At 54.7% G+C, this 21,057-nt stretch carries 17 protein-coding genes; 6 read left to right on the top strand and 11 right to left on the bottom strand.

Features of this window, described 5'->3' with window-relative positions; all coding sequences use genetic code 11:
* Positions 1-18 precede the first annotated feature (18 nt).
* The 6 genes from dnaK to MBOO_RS13130 form a co-directional block, all read right to left on the bottom strand.
* On the bottom strand, positions 19-1,908 hold the full coding sequence (gene dnaK, locus MBOO_RS08390; protein ID WP_012107167.1) for a molecular chaperone DnaK: 1,890 nt from the start codon (positions 1,906-1,908) through the stop codon (positions 19-21).
* Positions 1,901-2,389: a nucleotide exchange factor GrpE gene (locus MBOO_RS08385; protein ID WP_012107166.1), complete on the bottom strand. Its 489-nt coding sequence runs from the start codon at positions 2,387-2,389 to the stop codon at positions 1,901-1,903. The genes dnaK and MBOO_RS08385 overlap by 8 nt, the downstream gene beginning before the upstream one ends.
* 44 nt (positions 2,390-2,433) lie before the next feature.
* Positions 2,434-5,025 carry an ATP-dependent chaperone ClpB gene (clpB, locus tag MBOO_RS08380; RefSeq protein WP_012107165.1) on the bottom strand — a complete coding sequence of 864 codons (2,592 nt, stop codon included), beginning with the start codon at positions 5,023-5,025 and terminating at the stop codon, positions 2,434-2,436.
* 129 nt (positions 5,026-5,154) lie between these two features.
* Positions 5,155-5,319 carry a hypothetical protein gene (locus tag MBOO_RS13955; protein WP_012107164.1) on the bottom strand — a complete coding sequence of 55 codons (165 nt, stop codon included), beginning with the start codon at positions 5,317-5,319 and terminating at the stop codon, positions 5,155-5,157.
* 169 nt (positions 5,320-5,488) lie between these two features.
* Positions 5,489-6,382 carry a restriction endonuclease gene (locus tag MBOO_RS13570; protein WP_012107163.1) on the bottom strand — a complete coding sequence of 298 codons (894 nt, stop codon included), beginning with the start codon at positions 6,380-6,382 and terminating at the stop codon, positions 5,489-5,491.
* Positions 6,383-7,454: 1,072 nt separating this feature from the next.
* The gene (locus MBOO_RS13130) at positions 7,455-8,930 is read right to left on the bottom strand and encodes a 6-bladed beta-propeller (RefSeq protein ID WP_012107162.1); all 1,476 of its coding nucleotides are present in this window, start codon (positions 8,928-8,930) and stop codon (positions 7,455-7,457) included.
* Between the two features lie 786 nt (positions 8,931-9,716).
* Here MBOO_RS13130 and MBOO_RS08370 point away from each other — a divergent pair.
* On the top strand, positions 9,717-10,037 hold the full coding sequence (locus MBOO_RS08370; protein WP_012107161.1) for a hypothetical protein: 321 nt from the start codon (positions 9,717-9,719) through the stop codon (positions 10,035-10,037).
* Positions 10,038-10,605: 568 nt separating this feature from the next.
* Here MBOO_RS08370 and MBOO_RS08365 read toward each other — a convergent pair.
* The 5 genes from MBOO_RS08365 to MBOO_RS08345 form a co-directional block, all read right to left on the bottom strand.
* Complete coding sequence (locus MBOO_RS08365) at positions 10,606-10,794, bottom strand: hypothetical protein (RefSeq protein WP_012107160.1); 189 nt, start codon at positions 10,792-10,794, stop codon at positions 10,606-10,608.
* Positions 10,795-11,088: 294 nt separating this feature from the next.
* Positions 11,089-11,556: a GtrA family protein gene (locus MBOO_RS08360; protein ID WP_012107159.1), complete on the bottom strand. Its 468-nt coding sequence runs from the start codon at positions 11,554-11,556 to the stop codon at positions 11,089-11,091.
* Positions 11,557-11,565: 9 nt separating this feature from the next.
* The gene (locus tag MBOO_RS08355; RefSeq protein ID WP_394295866.1) at positions 11,566-13,731 is read right to left on the bottom strand and encodes a glycosyltransferase family 39 protein; all 2,166 of its coding nucleotides are present in this window, start codon (positions 13,729-13,731) and stop codon (positions 11,566-11,568) included.
* Positions 13,732-13,790: 59 nt separating this feature from the next.
* The gene (locus MBOO_RS08350; protein WP_048068404.1) at positions 13,791-13,982 is read right to left on the bottom strand and encodes a hypothetical protein; all 192 of its coding nucleotides are present in this window, start codon (positions 13,980-13,982) and stop codon (positions 13,791-13,793) included.
* Entirely contained in the window at positions 13,961-16,366 is a 2,406-nt protein-coding gene (locus MBOO_RS08345; RefSeq protein ID WP_012107157.1) for a CDC48 family AAA ATPase, read from the bottom strand. Before MBOO_RS08345 ends, MBOO_RS08350 begins: the two co-directional genes overlap by 22 nt.
* A 209-nt stretch (positions 16,367-16,575) precedes the next feature.
* Between MBOO_RS08345 and thiC the strand changes: the two genes are divergently transcribed.
* The 5 genes from thiC to rnz all read left to right on the top strand — a co-directional run bounded on the left by thiC (position 16,576) and on the right by rnz (position 20,984).
* Positions 16,576-17,853, top strand: coding sequence for a phosphomethylpyrimidine synthase ThiC (gene thiC, locus MBOO_RS08340; protein ID WP_012107156.1), 1,278 nt, complete (start codon positions 16,576-16,578; stop codon positions 17,851-17,853).
* Between the two features lie 68 nt (positions 17,854-17,921).
* On the top strand, positions 17,922-18,734 hold the full coding sequence (locus tag MBOO_RS08335; RefSeq protein ID WP_012107155.1) for an anaerobic ribonucleoside-triphosphate reductase activating protein: 813 nt from the start codon (positions 17,922-17,924) through the stop codon (positions 18,732-18,734).
* Positions 18,731-19,279 carry a dephospho-CoA kinase gene (locus tag MBOO_RS08330; protein ID WP_012107154.1) on the top strand — a complete coding sequence of 183 codons (549 nt, stop codon included), beginning with the start codon at positions 18,731-18,733 and terminating at the stop codon, positions 19,277-19,279. Before MBOO_RS08335 ends, MBOO_RS08330 begins: the two co-directional genes overlap by 4 nt.
* Positions 19,276-20,049 carry a sugar phosphate isomerase/epimerase family protein gene (locus tag MBOO_RS08325; protein ID WP_012107153.1) on the top strand — a complete coding sequence of 258 codons (774 nt, stop codon included), beginning with the start codon at positions 19,276-19,278 and terminating at the stop codon, positions 20,047-20,049. The genes MBOO_RS08330 and MBOO_RS08325 overlap by 4 nt, the downstream gene beginning before the upstream one ends.
* Positions 20,046-20,984 carry a ribonuclease Z gene (gene rnz / locus MBOO_RS08320; protein ID WP_012107152.1) on the top strand — a complete coding sequence of 313 codons (939 nt, stop codon included), beginning with the start codon at positions 20,046-20,048 and terminating at the stop codon, positions 20,982-20,984. The genes MBOO_RS08325 and rnz overlap by 4 nt, the downstream gene beginning before the upstream one ends.
* Positions 20,985-21,057: the final 73 nt, after the last annotated feature.

Genomic DNA, 21,057 nt, shown 5'->3' with positions numbered 1-21,057 from the left:
TATTTGTGATAAAAAAAATTATTTTTCATCCTTTACTTTGAAGTCGGCGTCAACAACGTTCTCGCCGCCGGGGCCACCGGCATTGCCCGAACCGCCGGCATCCTGCGAAGGCTGCTGTGTGTTCTGTGAAGCACCCTGCTGTTCCGCCTGCTGCCGGGCTGCCGCTTGGTATGCAGCGGAACCTGCCTCGCTTAAGACTTTCTGGAGTTTTTCTGTTTCGGTCTTAACACTTGCAGTATCCTTACCCTCCAGTGCCGCTTTGACCCCGGTGATCGCAGCATTCAGCCGTTCGACCATATCCGGGTTGAGTTTATCCGCCAGATCGGTTTTTGTTTTCTCTGCCGTGTAGACAAGGGAATCCGCGATGTTCCTGGCCTCGACCTCTTCCTTTCTCTGCCGGTCCTGCTCTTCAAACTGTTTTGCCTCGTCAACCATCTTCCTGACATCCGTTTCTCCCAGTTTTGTGGAAGCCGTGATGGTCATCTTCTGCACTTTCCCGGTGCCGAGATCCTTTGCAGAGACATTGAGGATACCCGATGCATCGATATCGAAGGTGACCTCGACCTGTGGGACACCCCGGGGCGCCGGGGGAAGGCCGACAAGGTTGAACTGGCCCAGGCTCACGTTATCGGCTGCCATGGGTCGCTCGCCCTGGAGCACATGGATCGTGACCTCGGTCTGCATATCCGCCGCAGTCGAGAATATCTGGCTCTTCTTTGTCGGGATCGTGGTATTCCGGTCGATGAGCGCAGTCCGGACCCCGCCGAGGGTCTCAAGGCCGAGTGTCAGGGGAGTTACATCGAGCAGCACCATGTCATTGATCTCGCCGCCAAGGATCCCGCCCTGGATCGCGGCACCCATGGCCACGCACTCCATCGGGTCAATACCGCGTTCCATCTTTTTCCCTACATGGTCCTCGATAAATTTCTGGACAACCGGCATCCGGGTCGGTCCCCCGACAAGGATCACTTTCTGGACATCGTCTTTTGTGAGTTTTGCATCTTTGAGGGCCTGCTCGAAGGGTTTGATGCACCTTCTTATGATCGGGTCGATCAGCTGTTCGAGTTTTGACCGCGAGAGCTTGATGTTGAGGTGCTTGGGGCCGGTCTGGGTCGCCGATACATAGGGAAGGTTGATCTCCGTTTCCATAACGGTGGAAAGTTCAATCTTGGCCTTTTCGGCAGCCTCCCTGACCCGGTTGACTGCCATCTTATCTGCCCTGAGATCGATGCCTTCCTGTTTTTTGAACTCATCTGCGATCCATTCGAAGATGGCATTGTCCATGTCCGTGCCGCCCAGCTGGGTGTCCCCGGAGGTTGCAAGAACGGTAAACGTGCCGCCGCCGAACTCCATAATGGTGACATCGAGCGTGCCGCCGCCGAGATCAAAGACCAGGATCTTGAACTCGCCACCCTTATCAAGGCCGTATGCCATGGATGCTGCGGTGGGTTCGTTCACCAGCCTGACTACGTCGAGGCCGGCGATCTTTCCGGCATCCTTTGTTGCGGTCCGCTGGTTGTCGTTGAAGTAGGCAGGGACAGTGATGACGGCCTTTGTGATCTTCTCTCCCAGGAACGCTTCGGCATCGCGTTTGATCTTCTGGAGGATGAACGCCGAGATCTGCTGGGGGGTGTACTCCTTCCCGTAGATCTTATAGACGTGGTTTGTCCCCATCTTTCTCTTTGCTGCGGTAACGGTACCCTCGGGGTTGCTTACGGCCTGCCGCCGTGCCGGTTCCCCTACGAGAAGCTGGCCATCCGGGGTAAAGGCCACATAGGAGGGAAACATTTTCCCGGCAACTGTAGCCCCCTCTGCGGACGGGACAATAGTCGGTTTACCGCCGACCATGACGGCAGCTTCGCTGTTTGAGGTACCAAGGTCAATTCCGATGATTTTTTCTTTAGCCATTGTTCTCACCAACTTTCTCTGTTACATGTTCTGCAATCTTTACTTTCGAGGGCCTGATGACTTTGGATTTCAACTGGTAGCCTTTCCCGAAGTCTTCAAGGATCGTGTTCTGCTCCTGCGGGCATTTTTCTGTACAAAGTACTTCGTGGTAATGGGGATCGAATTTTTTTCCCACGCATTCTATCGGTTGCAATCCATAGTCGGACAGGATTTTTGCAAATTTTTTATAGATCATGGTCATTCCTTCCCGGTTTTTCTCCTGCTCTAAGGAAGGCAGGGCCAGCTCGAAATCGTCGAGGATAACCAGGAGATCGTGGATCAGTTTCTCGTTTGCAAGGGCGGTGATCGTCTCCTTTTCCTTTGCACTCCACCTGCGGAAATTGTCGAAATCTGCCTGGAGGTATTGCAGCTGATTGAGGCGTTCCTCAGCAAGCCGGGTCTGTTCTGCGAGTTCCTTTTTGAGCTCTTCAATATCTTCCATGCTACTCCCTACCCTACAACTGCATTACCCCGGGCGTTCAGGTTTCAGGCATTCCCGAACACCAGTTTTCCTCCTTTCTCATCAACCACGATCTCCTTGTCCTTCTGCACTTTTCCTTCGAGGATCATCTTTGACAATTCATTGAGCAGGTTTTTCTGGATCACGCGTTTGATGGGCCGTGCTCCGAACTGCGGGTCAAAGCCCAGGGCGGCGATAAACCGGATGGCTTTCTTTGTGGCCGTGAGCCGGACATCGCTCTTTTCAAGCATCTTCTGAACGCCCTCCAGCTGGATCTCAACAACCGTCCGGATCTCATCCTCCGTGAGCGGTTTGAACATAATGATCTCGTCGATCCGGTTGAGGAATTCAGGACGGATGGTCTTCTTGAGCAGGTCAAAGACCTGTTCCCGCGTGCGCTCAAAGAGCTCGTCCCTGTCCTTCTCGGTGGCTTTTTCCATGTTCTCCTGGATGAGGTGCGACCCGATGTTCGAGGTCATGATGATGATGGTGTTCTTGAAATCCACCGTGCGGCCCTTGTTATCGGTCAGGCGGCCGTCGTCAAGGACCTGCAGGAGGATGTTAAAGACATCCGGGTGGGCTTTTTCTATCTCGTCCAGCAGTACCACTGAGTAGGGCTTTCTCCGGACCGCTTCGGTCAGCTGCCCGCTCTCTTCATAGCCAACGTAGCCCGGCGGTGCGCCGATCAGTCTTGACACGGTATGCCGTTCCTGGTACTCCGACATATCGATCCGCACCATGCTGTTCTCGTTGTTGAACAGGAATTCTGCGAGCGCTTTGGCGAGTTCCGTCTTTCCTACACCGGTTGTGCCAAGGAAGATAAACGAGCCAATCGGGCGTTTTGTGTCCTGCAGCCCGGCACGGCTCCGGCGGATCGCATTGGATACTGCCGCGATGGCCTCATCCTGGCCGACAACACGCTTGTGGAGTTCGGCTTCGAGGCTGAGCAGTTTTTCCCTTTCGCTCTGGAGCATCCTGCTTACGGGAATCCCGGTCCAGCGCGAAACAACTTCGGCGATCTCTTCGGCATCCACCTCTTCGTTCACGAGCGCGGAATCCTTCTGCAGCACGGTGAGTTTTTCCTTTAACGCCACCATGCTTTTTTCATTATCCGGGATACGGCCATAACGGATCTCGGCAACTTTCCCGAGGTCGCCGTTCCTTTCGGCACGTTCGGCCTCGAACTTTAAGTCCTCGATCTCGGTCTTCCGTGACTGGATCTGCTCGACAAGCTCTTTTTCCGACCGCCACTTTGCATTCAGCCGGTTGCGTTCCTCGGTCAGGTTCCCGATCTCTTCATTTAAGGCCTTGAGCTTCTGCTGGTCTTTCTCGCGTTTGATCGCTTCCCGTTCAATCTCCAGCTGGTGGATCTTCCGTTCAATTTTTTCGAGTTCTTCCGGTTTTGAGTTAATTTCCAGCCGGAGTTTTGATGCAGCCTCGTCGATTAAGTCGATCGCCTTGTCGGGGAGGAACCGGTCGGAGATGTACCGCTGCGACAGTTCAACGGCGGCGATAATCGCCTCGTCCTTGATCCGCACATGGTGGTGGGTTTCGTACTTCTCCTTGATGCCCCGGAGGATGGAGATGGCGTCCTGCATATCCGGTTCGTTGACCATCACCGGCTGGAATCGTCGCTCAAGCGCCTTGTCCTTCTCGAAATACTTCTGGTATTCCTTTAAGGTTGTTGCGCCGATGACATGCAGTTCTCCGCGTGAGAGCGCCGGCTTGAGGATATTTGCCGCATCCATCGCACCCTCGCCGCCACCGGCCCCGACCAGGGTGTGGATCTCGTCGATGAAGAGGATAATTTCCCCGTCAGATGAGGTCACTTCCTTGACTACGCTTTTCAGCCGCTCTTCAAATTCTCCCTTGAACTTGGCCCCGGCGATCAGGGCTCCCATATCAAGGGAAAAGATCTGCTTGGTCTTCAGGTTATCCGGGACATCCTCATCGATGATCCGGTGGGCGATACCTTCAGCGATCGCTGTCTTTCCCACCCCGGGTTCCCCGATGAGGATCGGGTTGTTCTTTGTTCTCCGTGAAAGGATCTGCAGTACCCGGCGGATCTCTTCGTCACGGCCAATCACCGGATCGAGTTTTCCCTTGCGGGCAAGATCGTTGAGGTTCCGGGCATATTTTTCCAGGGCATTGTAGGTCTCTTCGGCATTCTGGTTGTTCACGGTCTCACCTTTCCGCAACTGGCCAATGGCAGTCTTGAGATCTTTTTCCTTTACCCCGTTCTCTTTGAGCAGCCGTGAGGTGCTGTTGTCTACCGAAAGGATCCCAAGGAGGATCTGTTCCAGGGAAACGAATTCATCCCCGGACTCCTGGGAAAGTGCGGTGGCTTTCTGCAGGGCTTTTGTGGCATCACTGGAGAGGTGCTGATCCCCGCCGGTCACCTCGGGATACGCATCGATAATCCGGTCGAGCGCAGGAGTAAACCCGTTGAGGTCCACATTGAGTTTCTTGAGGAGGTACGGGATGACATTCTCGTCAACCAGGAGCATTCCCTTGAGGAGGTGCGACGTCTCGACAGACGGGTTCTTTTTTGCCGTTGCTAATTCTATCGCCTTTGAAACGGCTTCCTGCGATTTGATGGTGAAATTGTTGAAGTTCATGGCAATCGTAATTTTTTCTTGTTATTCGTAATCCGCTACCGGTAATTCGTAATAGCGTTTCTTCCTGTCAAATAGTTTGGCAATGCGGAAGTTTCAGTCCGGCAAACACCGGGGATGATCCCGTGGCCGTCAGACGGATTGCGCCAGTGGCATCCGCATTGATCCCGGTCGTGTCCCGCCGGGCAGGCGGAGCCGGTCGATCACCCGCCAGGGCAGGATGGCACTCTTGCGCCTGACATCGTCGTTGCTCGCGGCTTCCCGTTCGGTCAGTTTTACGTCGTTGGAATCGGTCATAATCATAAGCCTCCTTTTCGAGGATTAACCATTAGTTAGTCTGGTTTAGTATATAAAATATTGTGTTGGGGGTTCTGTCAAGTTGTCGGGAGGTAAGTTATGTTGAAAAGTGCTGTCAAAAATCAGGTGGTATTACCGTACGTTATAACTAACAATGTTTTAGTGCGCATTATTCCGGTTTAACAGGTCTGGTGGAGACTGAAAAAATAGCCTCTCCGTTCTTTTCGGGTTTTCTATGAAATGTCACAATTCCTCTCTCCTTATTTATTGGCAATTCGGCTTCGATCATTTCACTGATCACCCCGTTATCTCCTTCATATTTCCGATAGGTTAGAGGTACCCATTTTTCTTCTATCCAAAATTCTGCAATTGCTTTAAAATTTTCCACATCAGCCAATCCTTGTTTCCCGATAAGTGCAATTACATGCAATTTGGGATCTAAATTTAAATTGACAAGGCGTGTTCTCCTCTCTCCATTTGGTTGTAATGAATTATATACAAAATCGAAATTTGAAGATTGCCACAAATTCCAAAAACTTAATAATTTTCCATCTTTCTTATTCAAAAATACAATATCGTGTGATTTTGGTGGAATACCCTCATATACAAAATCGGAAGATACTGGATTTACTAAATTTATATCTATTCGTAAAAAATTTACGTTGGGGGTTCTGCATAGAACTTCTCGACACTGTAACCAAGAACCGATTTCTTGCGCGGTGACTTCTCTAAGCGTTCTATATCCTATATTGTAAACCTTAGCTTTCTTGATTGCACTTTTTGTAAATCCTGAAGAAGACACAACAATAACTTTGTCTGCTTTATTATCTCGTGCCTTTTGGATAACTTGCTCAATCCATTCAACCCCGCCTTTTGATTTTCTATCACGACATTCTAAAAAAATTAGATCTCCTGTTTTGAGTTTTACTAAAACATCAACTTCACGTGATCGATTAGTTACTGAATCAACAATACGATCGGGAGTTGTAATTATAGCATCTGGGACTTCAATTTTCTCTAATAGAGCAACAAATTTCTCTAAATATCTACCTTTTCTTGCCATGGATATTTAATGATTAAAAAATGTTGAAATGATATTACTTTCGCTTCATTAAGTTTGGTTCGTTAACAATTGATCGTATATTTTCACGCAAGTAAAAATCTAAAAAATATAGAATTTAATTTAGATTATCCGCGTGATGGGCAGGTGTAGTGAAACGTGAGATCGTGTCTTTTCGGCAAATGCTCTCTTGAACAATCAGACCCGGCGGATACTCGCCCTATTCCCGAAGAAACAAACAGGGCCCAGTTTGCCCGTTTTTTAATCCCCTCCCCGGAAAAAAGTTCCTCAAATTCGGCCCTTTTTTGCCTTTTCGGGTGTCAGATAGGTAAAAGTCCGGGTCAGAATTACCCTCGATTCTAGGGCCCTTGGTGGCCAATAGCTGACATCGAAATCGGGCGAATTTCGGCAAACGGGGCGATTATGGGGCTTCTTTTCTACGCGAACCGAAAAGAAGCGATTTACGGGCGTTTCCGAGAGGGGGCAAAATGGGGGACAGGGAATCGGAGCCCGATACGGGCCCGGATTAATGCAGGTCTGATCAGGTCTGGAAGGGCTGTCGGACCATACACCCCCGGAGGAGGTGAGTCTGCTGTCCACCGACGGTTCTGTTTACTTCGCGTAAGGTGTGAAAACAAGTGTTAACCCGGGTGAGATAATGATAAAATTTCGGACCGGTAGCATCCACAAAAATTATGCTTCAGTAACAGAAGGTAATCCCTATGCCCGGTATGGCTGCTAATTTATGCGGTGTGATAACCGTTATCCTTCTCGCAGGAGTTTTGCTTTTTGTAGGCATGGGACTTATGTCAACAAATTCCCAACTTGGAGCAATCTGTTTGCTCATCGGGATTGCGGTAATAACGCTGTGTCTAAAAAGTGTGACCTGAATTTATAATTTTATTTTTCTGCCGCAGCTGCATTCCGGATTAAAGTCCGCCACCTATTTTCCCATTAACCACAATCCCGCACGCTTCCGGCAGGGTTTTGCCCTCTGACCCCTCGTGCGGTTTGATAAAGTTCTGACAGACTTCCATCCCCTCATTTGGAGATATGCTCTCAATCTTTTTTCTCGTCACTTTGTGCCGAATATATCCTGCAGCAATTCACTGATGAATGTCGTTATAGGGGAGAGCGGGGAAGGTGGCGTGGCCGGAGTGTTCGTTGGCAGGGGTTCCGGGACTACGGTTGATGCAGCCAGAGGTTGAACTGGCGCTGGTACACCAGGGGAACCTGAATTCGTGACCGATGGCGCAGCAGGAGATACCCCCATCGGCGTCGGGGCCGGGCCGGTGTAACCCTGGTCGTTTGCACTGCCGGAGTTGACCCAATAGTCGGTTCGTGCAGCATGACCCCCGGAATTCGGTGCGGTAGTGGGTGCGGTAGTAGGTAAGGTAATCGTGATGTACCCGGCTTGAGAGCTGGTATCGGATCCCGCCGCATACTGGACGCTTAAACTGACGGTGTAACTTCCGGTCTGGGTATACTCATGCGTGATATTACGGAGAGAATCATCCGTGGTGTTATACCACTGGCCGTCGCCAAACGACCAGTTCCACTGATCCGGTGAATATGCCGAGGTGTCATTGAACTGAACGGTAAGGGGGGTGGTGGTACCGGTACGGGGAGTGGCCGTGAATGAGGCGACAGGAGGAGTGATCTGCAAAAACTCCTGGATCCGGTTGTTGCCCGCGTCCGCCACATAGATATACCCGGTTGAGTTGACGGCAATCCCGGAGGGATCGTTAAACCCCGATCCCCACTGGGTCACATAGTTTCCGCTCAGATCAAAAACCTGGATCCGGTTGTTGACCGAGTCGGCCACATAGACATACCCGGTCGAGTCGATGGCGACACCATAGGGGTGGTCAAACTGGCCGTTTCCTGAGCCTGCTGATCCCCACTGGGAAACATAGTTTCCGCTCGGACCAAAGACCTGGATCCGGTTGTTGTTCCAGTCTGACACATAGGCATACCCGGTAGTATTGACGGTGATAACCCAGGGCAGGTTAAACTGCCCGTTTCCCGAGCCTGCTGATCCCCACAGGGTAACAGAGGTCCCGCTCGGATCAAATACCTTGATCTGGTTGTTGCCCGAGTCAGCCACATAGACATACCCGGTCGTGTTGACGGCGACACCAATGAGGTGGTAGAAACCTCCCCACTGGGTGACATAGGCTCCGCTCGGATCAAATGCCTGAATCCGGCCGTTGCCATAGTCTGTCACGTAGACATACCCGGTCGTATTGACGGCAATCCCGGAGGGACCTTCAAACTTCCCGTTTCCTGATCCCGCTGATCCCCACTGGGAAACATAGTTTCCGCTCGGATCAAATACCTGGATCCGGTTGTTCTGGTTATCCGTCACGTAGATGTACCCGGTGGTGTTGATCGCGACCTCCTCCGGCTGGCTAAACTGCCCGTTTCCTGATCCTGATGATCCCCACTGGGTAACATGGGTGAATATAGGAGAGGCAGCCGATACCGGCACAATTATTATCAGCAATACAATGAGGAGAAATCCTGCCAATACCAGACGGTACGATTTCATACGCAATTCACCAGCAACAGGGAACTACATCGGATCCGTGACGGCATACCACGATACCGGTTACTCAATCCCTTAATAAAAATGGACCGACGTCGCATTCCTTGTACTAAAATGATATGGGAATTTAATTAAATTCTCCGTACTTCGGTTTGGGGTAAGGGGTGGATTATATCAAATAATATGTTTAACGAGTAAAAATCGGCTCTGTAAAATTCCTCAAAAAGAGAATCATGAGGGACAAAGCAAAGATCATTTTTGAGATATTGTAGAGAATGATTTTGATCTTAATTTCTCTGACATGGAGCCGGTATTTGCATGCCTTGAGGGTTCCACCCGAAATATCTTTTCAGGATGAAGAATACGGTTTTAACTTTGTTCTTCTGAATGGATCCATGATATATTCAACTCTTGCTCTCTTATCCCCATCAGTTTAATGAAGTTGTGGCAGATCTGCTTGCCAGCAATGATCATAGCGATTCCCCATGCGTCACCCGAAGGGGACCACATGTCCGCCAGAAAAGGTAATCTGCCCGGCGAGGGCTTGGCAAGATGCCCGAGCGACCCCCGAAGGGGGTGAGAAAACTCGTATCGGTATCAGGGAAATCTGCCATTTTGAGGGGCCCCGAAGCGGGACGCAAATATTTCCAGAATCTGGTACCAAGTTCTGTTAACTTGGCGTGGGGTATAAACAGCTGTTAACCCGAGTGAGATGATGGCAAAATTTTGGATCAGACGGCATCCACAAAAATTATGCTTCAATAATAGAACGTAACCCTTACGCCCGGTATGGCTGCTGGTTTATGCGGTGTGATAACCGCTATCCTTCTTGCAGGAGTTTTACTGTTTGTAGGCATGGGAATTATGTCCATAAAGCCTCAATTCGGAGCAATCCTCCCGGCTAAAATATTCGTGTTCCCCTCGGGAACAAAAGTCACTCCGGCAGGATTTCACCGGACACCGGTTTTTCCGGATGGATCAGTACTTCAAAAATACGCCTTGTACGGGCTCCGATTTCCCGTTTTCCCGGACCGGAAGGTAATAATTCCCGAAAATACGGTAATAATTCAGGTTATTCAGGGTATTTTTCCGTCGGAGATCGTGAGGTAACAATTAGCAGCATTTGGATGGCGAAAACTGATAAGGGGCAGGGATTTGCCTTTCCCGGGGGAGTTTATCTGATTGTAAGGGCCTGGCGGCGTTTTGATAGAAGGAGTGGTTTTACGACGGAGAACGGGGGGCGGGCAGCGGGGCCATCTTTTACCTGCGGTACCCCTACCCCGGAAAAAAAGATCCCCATATTCGCGTTTCTACCGCTTTTTCGGGTGTCAGATAGGCAAAAGCCCGGGCCAGAATTATCCTCGATTCTAGGGCCCTTGGTGGCCAATAGCTGACATCGAAATCGGGCGAATTTCGGCAAACGGGGCGATTATAGGGCCTCTTTTCCACGCGAACCGAAAAGAAGCGTTTTACGGGCGTTTCCGGGAGGAGGCAAAATGGGGGACAGGGAATCGGAGCCCGATACGGGCCCGGATTAATGCAGGTCTGATCAGGTGAGGAGGGGTTGTCGGACCATACACCCCCGGAGGGGGTAAGCCTGTGGTCTCCCGAAGGGGCACAACCCCGCGGACACCGGACAGAGCGCCGTGACTGTAGGGAGGGAAAAAACAAAAGAAGATTATTTTGCCGGCGCCATCATTTCCGGTTTCTTCCAGAGCGCCTTCTTGATTGCCACGATGATGATCAAAAGTCCTGCAAGGATCAGGCAGATACCTGTTATATAGAGCGTCATCATACTTGTGACTCCGGCAATAATCAGGAGAAGCCCGATCAAAATCCACACTGCGACCATTACCATTTTACTCATTTTCCTTCCACCTCTCAAATGTTTAGCAGCCCGGAAATGTTTTGAAACGCGATCAATTCATTGAGTACTAGCCAGCAAACAAGCTGCCAATCGATCTGATCTGCGAGCTGGTTAAAAAAGATTTACCTGAGTTTCACCGGGTAACACATCCATGGGCTCATCATCATGTACCCTGTTGTCGTAACGGGCGGGAGTTCTCCTGCCCCTTCGCACAAAATGCCGGGCCCTCCCCGGCCCGGATTGGTTGCGGGGATCCGGTCTGCATCACAGGGTGCCGGCGTCCCGGTCTCTCCGTTATCGCAGGTAATCTCTCCGGTCGCCGCTGATCCGGTGTTTCCCTAAAGAGAACGTGATCCTGCTCTGGCCAAGATAGTTCCAGGCAAAGGACAGAATGATCGCGATGAGTTTTGCGACAAGGTAGTTTTGCGAGAAGATCTCGACTGCAATATAGAGAACCCCGAGTGTCAGGGCAAGGCCGGTCGAGGAGATCAGGGCAAAGGTGACAAACTGCCAGAGGTAATGCCGGCTCGTATCCTGAAAATTGAGGAACTTGTTTAAGAGAAAATTGAGAACCATCCCGCAACTGTACGAGACTGTTGCGGACAGGAGATACCAGATATGGAAATATTCGGTGAGGCCGTAGAGGAGACCCAGGTCAAGGATGGTCGAGATGATGCCGATAACGACAAACCCGGGGATCTTTTCCCGGGAAAGGAGCCGGGCGACAGATGCGACCGGCCCGTCCCCCTCCCAGACATCCATAGGCAGCACTCATGAGCCGGATGTGGCGCCTGCACAATCGTACAGGGATCCGGCTCCCGCAGTCCCGTTTCCTGCAGGGAGAACGATTGCCCGGCAGTGCTCCTCCACCCATGTGGCAACCGCACTGTTCCCTCCACCCGCTCCTCCCATTGCGGTACCTCCGCCAAGGAAGTACCGGACCTTGCCCTCACTGACCAGCGCTGCAAATGACTGCGCTGTGAGGATCCGGTCGCTGCCCGAGAATCCCCCGATTGCCATGACCGGTTTTCCTGTCGCCACAATGATGGGGGATGCGGACTGGCTGCTCGGCGTTGCAAGGATCCATGTCTCATTTGTGGTATGGGTAAGCAGGTAATTGATGAGCGCCGTGTCGGTTGAACTGCCCTGTCCGGTATATGCCGTGGCATTACGGGCCGTTGCGGCTCTCGCACCGGTCAGCGCAAAACCTCCCGCCCCACGATTGGCGTTCCCGTCCATGGCAGGGATCCGGTCCGCGCCGGCGAGGGCAAAGCCTGCCTGTGCATATCCCGCGCCGGATACGGTCGTGGGCGGGCCGGCCACCGCATCCCGGTCCCCATACAGGATGGGCGTGGAGGACCACGCAAGGGGGGCAATGAAGAGAAGGCCGAGTGCAACAACCGCAAGGATTTTTTTGTGATTGTGCGGCACCGGGTGGTCCCGGGCAAGGAAGTATGCAAGGAGACCTGCACAGGCAAGTGTCCCAACAAGAATGACCGGGATAAGCAGGCCGTCCCAGTGGATGGCATAGGAAAGAAAGAGAGCCTGGCAGAGTCCGGTGGCAAGAATGCCGCCGACAAGGATCCAGCCTTTCCTGCCCCCTGCCATGTACTGCTGGTACATGCCCGCAGCCCCGATACCGACAAGGCCGGCAAGCGGCGGCGTGATGGTCGCGATATAGTAGGTATGCGCAAATGCGGTCGAGAAGCTGAAGAAGAACAGGCCGGGCACAAACCAGAGGAGCAGTGCGGCAAGGAGAACTCCCCGCTCGCTGGTCAGGCCGGCATCTTCAAGCGACCTTATCGAGAGGGCCGCCGGTTTTCGTATCCATGCAAGGAGCCCAATCAGTGCAAGGGGAATAAGCCAGGAGACCTGGCCGGCAAGCCCTTCGCCAAAGAACCTTGTGATGCCCGGCGTACCATCACCGTTTGCCATGCCGCCGGCAGCCGTGCCTCCGCGTGCCGGGTCCAGGGTGAATGCAGCCTGGGCTGTTGTCCCCGCGGACGCCGCTCCTGCACCCGTCCGTTCCCCCGCACCGGTCAGCCGTGTACTGCCCGAACGGTATTCGCCCGCGGCTCCCGCCCCCGGGTCCCGGGTACCATTGAATGCTCCGCCCATGCCGCGGCCTTCGAGTCCGAGGCGTTCGAGGCCATTGTAATTGACAATAAGGCCAAGGACCGTGTTGTCGCCGCTGCCGCCGATGTAGGGCCGCTGGTCTGCGGGGATCGCATCAACCGCGACCGCCCATGAAAGTGAGACGGCAAGAAGGACAAGGACGGCAAGCCCAAGATGGAGTCCCTTCTTTTTTAACGAAAGATCCGTAGCGCCAAGGAAATAGACCGCAAGGATCGCAGGCACAACCACGAATGCCTGAATCATCTTGATGTTAAAACCGATCCCGATAAGGACAACCGAAACAAGGAGCCAGGGCAGGGACCGCTCCCGTGCAGCTTTTAAGACCGCCCAGAGCGCGAGAAGAAGGACAAAGATGAGCTGGGAGTCCATGGTGCCGTTCCGTGAGACCGCAACAAGGATGGGTGTTACCGCTAAGGCAAGGGCAGCAACAAGACCGGCCGGTTTCCCAAACGGGCGGGAGACGATAAGATAAACGAGGAGAACGGATCCCACGCCGGCAAGGGCCTGCGGGAGGACAAGGACCCAGCCCGAGAAACCAAGGACAAAAGCAAATGCCGCCTGGACCCAGATGCCCACCGGGGGCTTGTCAATCGTGACAAATCCCGCCGGATCAAAGGAGTTAAAAAGGGCAACCGGGGGATTGACGAGCGCACTTTTTACCGCAGCAGCATAAAACGAATTCGAAATCCCCTGGTTCCAGATGCCCCAGAGGTTCAGGAACAGGGCAAGGGAGAGGATCCCGGCAAGCAGGAATTCTGTTTTGTACTTCCGGAGATAGTCGCTGCCGATCAAACAGGTCACCCTGGTGCAGGGAATGGATTATTGTAATGCTTATTGAACATATTGTAATAAATGATTTACTAAAGCGACCATGAGGCAATCCCCCGGTCTCCGTGGTCATCCTCGCAGACCTGCCGGGGCAGGACCGTTATTTTTCCGGCCTTTCCGGGAGGGCCGGAAGTATCCGGGACTCCCTGCCGGCATGCAGCCCTGGCAGAAGCCGCGGGGGAGATCCGGGAAAAGTCCGGGCTTAATCCGGAGATTTGGTACATGCTTCAAGCGCCTTCCGGAGCTTTTCGGTACGTTCCCGGATCTCGTCAAACGAACGCCGCTGCCAGTACACGAGATCCCGCAGTTCGTCGGCCTGTTTTATGATCCCGGCTTTAAGCGTGGTTTTCCCCCTGAGGTACTCGACCTGGTTGATGAGACCGACTGCCTGGTACAGGATCTCGCGCCTGTTTTTCGCGTACAGGAGGTCCCAGGACTTCTGCTCGTACCGTTCGAAGTCCGTTCCGTCAAGTGTGCCCTTGACCTGTTCCAGCGCAGCATCGAAATGCTGCCGGGTGATCCGGACCGTCTCCGGTATCTTCTCCTCCCCGGTGCTGCCATCCCCGGTCACCTCATCGATCACGATCGCCTTTGCCTCTCTTACCAGCGCTTCGAGATCAGCGCCCACAAAAAACCGGGTCTGTGCGGCAAGTTCACCGGTGTTCACGTCCGGGTCAAGGACTCCCTCAATGCCCCGGAGATAGGTGGCAAGGATCGCTTTTCGTGCCGCCTCATCCGGCGGGGGAATGTACAGGTGTTTTTCGAGCCGGCCGGGACGGAGCAGGGCCGGGTCAAGCAGGTCGGGGCGGTTGGTGGCCCCGATCACAAAGACCTCCTTGAGTTCCTCGATGCCGTCGAGCTCGGTCAAAAACTGGGAGAGCACGCTCTCGGTCACGTGCGTGTTGTCGGCAACCGTGCCTCTTTTCGGGAAGAGCGCGTCGATCTCGTCAAAGAAGATGATACAGGGCGCCGACTGGCGGGCCTTGCGAAACGCCTCCCTCACATGCTTCTCGGAATCTCCCACCCCTTTGGAGAGGAGCTCGGGGCCCTTGACCGAGATGAAGTTGAGCTGGCGCTTGCTTGCGATGCCCTTTGCAAGCAGCGTTTTCCCGGTCCCGGGCGGACCAAAGAGGAGGATCCCCCGGGGGGGCTTGTAGTCCAGTTTCTCGAAGATCTTCGGGTACCGCAGGCGCCCCTCGATGATCTTAATCAGCGTATCCTTGGTCTGGTCAAGCCCGGCAATATCCTCCCATGCCACATCCGGGATCTCGATAAGCACCTCGCGCAGGGCGCTTGGCTGGACAATCTTCCGGGCCGTATCGAAATCGTTTTTTGTGATCCGCAGCTGCTCAATCACCTCGGCCGGGATCTGCTTGTTGATGTCGATGAGCGGGATGATCTTCCGGATCGCGTTCATCGCGGCTTCCTTGACCAGAAGCGCGATATCGGCGCCCACAAACCCAAACGTGGTCTCGGCAAGGGCGGCGATATCCACGTCCTTTGCCAGCGGCACGCCCCGGGTGTGCACCTGGAAGATCTCTAAACGTCCCTTCTTGTCCGGAATGCCGATCTCGATCTCGCGGTCAAACCTCCCTCCACGCCGGAGCGCCGGGTCAATGGAGTTGGGGAGGTTTGTTGCCGCAATCACTACGACCTGTCCCCGCCCGGCAAGGCCGTCCATGAGGGCCAGGAGCTGTGCCACGATCCGGCGCTCCACCTCTCCCTGCACGTCCTCGCGCTTGGGGGCGATCGCGTCGATCTCATCAATAAAGATGATGGACGGGGCGTTCTCCTCCGCGTCGTGGAACTTGTCCCGCAGGGCTTTTTCGCTGTCCCCGTAGAACTTGCTCATGATCTCGGGGCCCGAGAGCGTGCTGAAGTGGGCATCTACCTCGTTTGCCACAGCCTTTGCAATCAGGGTCTTACCTGTGCCCGGCGGGCCGTAGAAGAGGACACCCTTCGGGGGCTTTATCCCCAGTTTTTCAAAGAGCTCAGGGTGGCGCAGGGGGAGTTCGATCATCTCGCGCACCAGCTGGAGCTCGCGTTCGAGGCCGCCGATGTCCTCGTACTGGATGGAGGAGATCTCCCGCTTTCCTTCTTCGGGATTGAACGGCTCGTTCTTGAGCTCGATCTCGGTGTCATCGGAGACAATCGCGATGGCCCGGGGGGAGACCCGGACAATCACGAACGTGACGGAGTTCCCGATGATATCGACGCGGAGCGTCTGGCCCTCTACCACCGAGCGACCCCGGAGCACCCTTGAAAGGTACTGCTCCCCGCCCACGAGCTGGGTGGCCTGGGTCGGCTGGATCACGACTTTTGTCGCGTACACCGCCTCGGATTTGCGGATCTTCACCTTCTCGTCAATGCCGGCATTCGCGTTTGCCCGTATGCTCCCGTCTATCCGGAGGATCGCAAAGCCGATGTCCTCGGCAAAGCCCGGCCAGACAATCGCCGCAGCGTTCTTCTTTCCCACGATCTCGATGACATCGCCCGAGACAAGGTTGAGTTTTTTCATCACATCGACACTGAGCCGGGCAATACCCCGGCTTGCATCGTTGTGCGCCGCCTCTTTGACCGTTACCTCGAAAAAATCAGATTCCGCCATCGGTGCCCCGCAGTATTTCTCACCCCTCTTCTTGGGCGTGGTGGGCTATAAAAACAACCGTGCAGGCAGGAATACCGGCCCGCCATGGCCATCCGCATGTTCGGTCCATTTTTCTAAACACAATTTTACTTGTTTCCAGGACAAGCCAGATTTCGCTCGGAAATGTAAAACCGAGTCTTTATCTTGTCCTTTTGCAGTACCGGTAAGGTATGAGTATCATTGAGGATGCCCGGCACGGCATCGTAACAGAAGAGATGAAACAGGTCGCGAAAGCCGAAGGCGTGACCGAGGACTTTATCCGGCGCAGCGTCGCCGAAGGCCACATTGTTATCCCGGTCTCGCCCTACCGCAAGGTGAAGATCTGCGGTATCGGCGAGGGCCTGCGCACCAAGGTGAACGCCTCTATCGGGACCTCCACCGATATTGTCAATATCCCTGAAGAGATCGAGAAGGCAAAACAGGCAGAACGGGCCGGCGCCGACACGCTTATGGAGCTCTCCACCGGTGGGGACTTTGCCGATATCAGGAGACAGATTATCGCCAATACCACGCTCTCTGTCGGTAGTGTCCCCCTTTACCAGGCATTCATCGAGGCCGTGAAAAAGGACGGGGCCGTCATCCACATGAAAGAGGACGACCTCTTCCGGATCACGGCCGAGCAGGCAAAACTGGGCACGAACTTCATGGCGATCCACACCGGCATCAACTGGGAGACGGTAAAGCGTCTGCGCAACCAGGGCCGGCACGCGGGGCTTGTCTCCCGGGGCGGTGCGTTCATGACCGCATGGATGCTCCATAACGAAAAGGAAAACCCGCTCTACTCCGAGTTCGACTACCTCATGGAGATCATGAAGGAGCACGAGGTCACCCTCTCCATGGGTAATGGAATGCGGGCAGGAGCCATCCACGATGCCACCGACCGGGCCGGCATCCAGGAACTCCTCATCAATGCAGAGCTTGCCGACAAGGCGCATGCAAAGGGCATCCAGGTGATTGTCGAGGGTCCGGGCCACGTGCCGATCGATGAGATCGCCACAAACGTCCAGCTCATGAAGCGGGTCACCAACAACAAGCCGTTCTACATGCTCGGCCCCATTGTCACCGACATTGCGCCGGGTTACGATGACCGGGTCTCGGCCATCGGGGCCGCCATCTCCTCATCGCTCGGCGCCGACTTCATCTGCTACGTCACCCCCGCAGAGCACCTTGCGCTCCCGACGCCCGAAGAGGTGTACGAGGGTGTCATCAGTTCGCGGATTGCGGCCCATGTCGGGGATATGGTCAAGCTTAAGAAAGTCCGGGAAGCCGATCTCGAGATGGGCCATGCCCGGCGCGATCTCGACTGGGAACGCCAGTTTGCGGTTGCCATGAACCCGGCCCGGGCCCGGAAGATCCGCGAAGAGCGGATGCCGGCCGACACTGACGGCTGCACCATGTGCGGTGACTTCTGTGCCATTAAGATCGTTAACCGCTACTTTAAATTCTAAATACCTTTTTTCTCCACAGACCGGTCCTTCTCTCCCCAACCACGCATACTAAATAATTCCGTCTCACAATGATTCGTTACGGTGATGGTATCAGGCTGAACTATGGTGGTTTTATCCCGCTCTCGACCGTGGACTGGCGGGGCCGGTCGGTCTGTACCGTCTTTTTCCGGGGCTGCCCGCTCCGGTGCTCGTACTGCCAGAACGCGGCGATCCTGGCCGGTGAGGACCTGCGGGATACTGACGAGATTATCGATCTGATTCAGGGATCGAAGATTGCAGCCAGCGGCGTGGTCTTTTCCGGGGGCGAGCCCACGATGCAGAAGGATGCGCTTCTCGTTCTTGCCCGTGCGGCAAAAAAGTTTGGCCTTGCCGTGGGAATCCAGACAAACGGCCTCTTCCCGGATACGATAGATGTGCTCATCCGCGAACGGCTGGTGGACCGGATCGCGATCGATTACAAGACGCAGTGGGAGGGTTTCACCTGTGCCGGGGAAGGTGCAGGACTCACCAGCCCGAATTACAAAAAGAACGTGCAGCGGTCAGTGGAGATCGCGGCCGCTGCATTCCGGGAAAAGATCCTTCCTGAGTTCGAGATCGTAGTAACCGTATTTTATGAGAATGCGAAATACTTACAGGAGATTTCACGCATGTTTGGCGACATCCCGCTCGTCCTCCAGCAGGGGGAGCACAAGATCCCCATGGTCCCGGGCGGGGTAAGAAACGCCTCTGCCTACCTTGCAGAAAAGCAGGCCGGCCTCGGGCAGTACACGCCTTTAACACTTGCCGAGATCAAAACAATTGCCGACGGGCTCAAACGGGATGTAAGGATCCGGACCCGGGAGATCGGCGAGATGGCATATAACCGGAGGTATCTCCTGTGAACGTAATCGGTGTTGTCGGGCTTCCTGCAAGCGGCAAGGGAGAGTTTTCAAAGATTGCAGAGGGCCTTGGGATCCCGGTCGTGGTCATGGGCGACGTGATCCGGAACGCGGTAAAAAAGGCCGGCCTTCCCCCGACCGATGAGAACCTCGGGGCCATGGCAAACCGGCTCCGGGCCGAGCGGGGCATGGATGCGATTGCCATCCTCTGCGTGGATGCGGTAAAGGAACAGAAGGCCCGGCTCGTCCTTATCGACGGTATACGGGGCGATGCGGAAGTCCGGGTCTTCCGGGAGCATTTTCCCGGCTTCCGGCTCATTGCCATCGAGACCTCGTTTGAAAAGCGGCTCAGCCGGCTTTGCGAACGCAAACGCAGCGATGACGTGGGATCGGCTGAGGGTCTTCTTACCCGGGACAAGCGCGAGCTTGGCTGGGGCCTGGGTAACGCCTTGCAACTCGCGGACATCCGGCTCAACAACGACGGGTCTCTTGAAGAGTTTACGGCACGCGTGACCGATCTTATCCACTCGATGGAGCGCGAACCATGACCGTCCGCCCGTATTTCTCCTCATCGGCTAAAGTCTGGGACGATATCTCCTGGGTATACGGCATTGAGGAAGCCGGGTATCCCGGCTGGGAGATCGTGGCGGATGGCAATTACCGGTTCGAGCAGCCCGAGAACCTCAAAAAAATCAAAGAGGTGCTTGCAAGTACCGGCCTTAAGGCCACGGTGCATGCACCTTACGGCGATCTCAATCTTGCGACCCTCAATGACCCGATCTGGCGCGAGTCTATCCGGCAAGTAGAGGTCTGCATCGCGGGTGCCGGGGAGCTCACCGACCGGGTCACGATCCACCCCGGCTATCTCTCCCCGGCAGGAAAACTCCTGCCCGGCAAGGTCTGGGATCTCCAGAAAGAGGCCCTGCGCCGGATCGGGAAGTGCGCCGTAGAGCACGGGGTGCTTGCCTGCCTGGAGAATATGATCAGCCACAAGGAATTTCTCTGCCGTGACGTGGGAGAACTCATGGGGATGGCCGGCGGGATCGAGGGCATCGGACTCACGTTTGATTTCGGGCACGCAAACACCGTGGGCAAGGTCCCCGAGTTCCTTGCACAGGTCGGTTCTGCAAACCACATCCACATCCATGACAACCACGGCGTTCTTGACGAGCACCTGATGCTCGGCGCCGGGACGATCGACTGGAAGAGCGTGGGAAAAGGCGTTGCCGCACGTTACAATGGGGTGGCCGCGATCGAGGGCCGCTCGGTTGAGGAGGCAAAAAAGAGCCTTGCAGTCTTTAAGGAGTATTTTGTATGAGTGGCGAGACCCTCCAGGTCTATTTCCTCGGGACGGCGGGAGCGCTTCCTACCCCGGTGCGCAACCCGTCCTGCATCATGATCCGGCGCGGCACCGATACGCTCCTCTTTGACTGCGGGGAAGGCGCCCAACAGCAGATGATGCGGGCCCGGTGCGGGTTTACCATCGATGCGATCTTTGTCTCCCACTGGCATGCCGATCACTTCCTTGGGATCTTCGGCCTTGTCCAGACCATGTCCTTTAACGGCCGTACCGAACCTTTGACCATTTACGGCCCTTCCTGGGTGCACGACTTTGTCGAGACTGTAAAGAAAGTGAGCCGGTTCAATCTCAAATTTACCCTGGATTCTGTCGAACTCGAAGAGGGCTCATGGGTGCGCTTTGAAGGTTACACGATCACCGCCTTTGCCGCAAGCCACGGCCTGCCGGCGCTTGGCTACGTGCTCGAAGAAGACCCGCGGCCGGGCCGGTTCGATCGCGAGCATGCCATAGAACTCGGCGTCCCCGCAGGACCGCTCTTTGGCCGGCTTCAGCGCGGCGAGACCGTGAAGGTGACAAAGGACGGAGAGGAGCGGGAGGTGCTGCCTTCGGACGTGATGGGCGAACCCCGCCCGGGCCGGAAAGTGGTGTACACCGGCGATACCCGCCCGATTATCCCGGCCCTTGTTGCGTACGGGAAAAATGCCGATCTCCTCATCCACGATGCAACCTACGATGAGAGCGAAAAGGCACGGGCCGCAGAATTCTACCACGCCACCGCAGCGCAGGCCGGCCAGGCAGCAGCGGCCATGAATGCCCGGACCCTTGTCCTCACCCACATCAGCTCACGGTACACGGACACCTCTGCTCACGCTGCCGAAGCAAAGGCTGCGTTTACCGGGACTATTGTTGTCCCGGATGATCTCTTGATGCTGGATGTTCCCTGGCAGAACTAAAAAAAGCCGGGAATGTGAACCCCTTTTTTCGTTGCCCGGGAGACCCCGCATGTGCGCCCCCGGTCTCCGCAAT

This window comes from Methanoregula boonei 6A8 (genome assembly GCF_000017625.1).
GTDB lineage: Archaea > Halobacteriota > Methanomicrobia > Methanomicrobiales > Methanospirillaceae > Methanoregula > Methanoregula boonei.
Note: the sequence above shows the minus strand (reverse complement) of the source record. Positions and strands in the feature narration are given on the sequence as shown.